General features: G+C 73.6%; 3 protein-coding genes. All 3 read left to right on the top strand.

The annotated features are described in order from the left end of the window. A partial coding sequence (locus VGD44_RS08955) for an IMP dehydrogenase (RefSeq protein ID WP_331086049.1) occupies positions 1-183 on the top strand: 183 nt, incomplete at its 5' end. Between the two features lie 26 nt (positions 184-209). Next, positions 210-617 carry an MAPEG family protein gene (locus tag VGD44_RS08950; protein WP_331086047.1) on the top strand — a complete coding sequence of 136 codons (408 nt, stop codon included), beginning with the start codon at positions 210-212 and terminating at the stop codon, positions 615-617. Between the two features lie 4 nt (positions 618-621). After that, positions 622-1794 (top strand): RsmB/NOP family class I SAM-dependent RNA methyltransferase (locus VGD44_RS08945; RefSeq protein WP_331086045.1); only part of this gene is annotated, 1173 nt, incomplete at its 3' end.

The raw sequence follows: 1794 nt of genomic DNA, 5'->3' as shown, positions 1-1794 counted from the left end.
CCGATCCTGCACCAGATGGTGGGCGGTCTGCGCGCGGCCATGGGCTACGTCGGCGCGCCAAACCTGGCGCTGTTCCGCGAGCGCGCCCGCTTCATCCGCATCACCGGCGCCGGCCTGCGCGAGAGCCACGTCCACGACGTGATGATCACGCGGGAGGCTCCGAACTATCCGAGCGGGGTCTGATCCCGCCGGCAACGGGGGAGGCGAGTATGGTTGGCGAAGTGGCTGTGGAGCTGAAGCTTCTCGGCGCGGCGGTGGTCGTGGGGCTGGTCCAGTTGCTCTGGGCGGCCGCGGCGGCCCGCGCGCACCAGGGCGACTTGAAGTGGGCGGCGGGTCCCAGGGACACGCCCATGCCGCTGGGTGGCGTGGCGGCGCGCCTCGAGCGGGCGTTCTGGAACTTCGCCGAGACCTTCCCCTTCTTCGCCGCCGCGGTCCTGGCTTGCGCCCTCGCGGGCAAGCTCGGGACCGACCTTACGATCTGGGGTTCCGGGCTCTATGTGGCCGCCCGCGCCCTCTATGCGCCGCTGTACGCGTCGGGCATCCCGACCATCCGCACCCTCGTGTGGCTGGTCTCGATCGTCGGGCTCGTCATGGTGCTGGTGGCCCTCTTCAGGTGAGTTGATGCGCGACGGCGGACGCCTTGCGGCGGCCATTGAGGTCCTGACCGAGATCGAGACGCGGCATAAGCCCGTCCGCCTCGCGCTGAAGGCCTGGGGAGACGCTTCCCGTTACGCCGGGGCGAAGGATCGCGCCTGGGTGTCGGGTCTGGTGCTGGATGTCCTGCGCCGCCGGCGCTCGCTCGCCTGGCGCATGGGCGAGGAGACCCCGCGCGCCACCGCGCTCGCCGCCCTCCGCTTCGCCTGGGACTGGCCCGTCGACCGCGTGGCCGAGGCTGCCGGCGAGGAACCGCACGGCCCGGGTGCGCTCACCGACGCCGAGCGCGCCGCGCTGACCAAGCCACGCGACCTCGCCGACGCCCCGGCCGCCGTCCGGGGGGACTATCCCGACTGGCTCGACGCGACACTGGCCCGCGTCTACGGCGACGACCGGGCGGAAGAGGGCGCGGCGCTGGCCGAACGCGCGCCGGTGGATCTGCGCGTCAACACCCTGAAGACCGACCCCGTCCGCGCCCTGAAGGCCCTGGAGCCCTTCGAGCCGCAGGCGCCCGGCCTGTCGCCCAACGCGCTGCGCGTTCCGGCCCCCGCCGCCGCCGCCCGCTCGGGCGCGGTCGAGGCTATCCCGCAGTTCGGCAAGGGCTGGTTCGAGGTGCAGGACCTGGGCAGCCAGGCCGCAGCGCTGGCGGCCGGAGACGTGAAGGGCAAGCAGGTCCTCGACCTCTGCGCCGGCGGCGGCGGCAAGACGCTGGCCCTGGCCGCGGCCATGGCCAACACCGGCCAGATCTACGCCTATGACTCGGACGCCCGCCGTCTCACCGACACCGTGCGCCGCGGCGAGCGCGCGGGCGTCCGCAACCTCCAGGTCCGCACCCCGCTCGCCAAGGACCCGCTGCACGGCCTCGACGGCAAGATGGACGTGGTCTTTATCGACGCCCCCTGCACCGGCACCGGCTCGTGGCGCCGCCACCCCGACACCAAGTGGCGCCTCACGCCCGAGGCGCTGGAACGCCGCCAGCAGGACCAGGACCAGGTCCTCGACGACGGCGCGCGCTTCACGAAGCCCGGCGGCCGCCTCATCTACGTCACCTGCTCGGTGCTCCCCGAGGAGGACGAGGACCGCGTCGAAGCCTTCCTCGCCCGCCACCCCGGCTTCGCCCGGAAGCCCGCCGCCGCCACC

Source organism: Phenylobacterium sp. (assembly GCF_036402295.1).
Taxonomy (GTDB): Bacteria; Pseudomonadota; Alphaproteobacteria; order Caulobacterales; family Caulobacteraceae; genus Phenylobacterium.
This window is presented reverse-complemented; position numbering and strand designations above follow the sequence as displayed.

Bases quoted from the DNA above. Each gene is read 5' to 3' on its own strand.
- VGD44_RS08950 (WP_331086047.1), top strand. From the start codon at position 210: ATGGTTGGCGAAGTGGCTGTGGAGCTGAAGCTTCTCGGCGCGGCGGTG.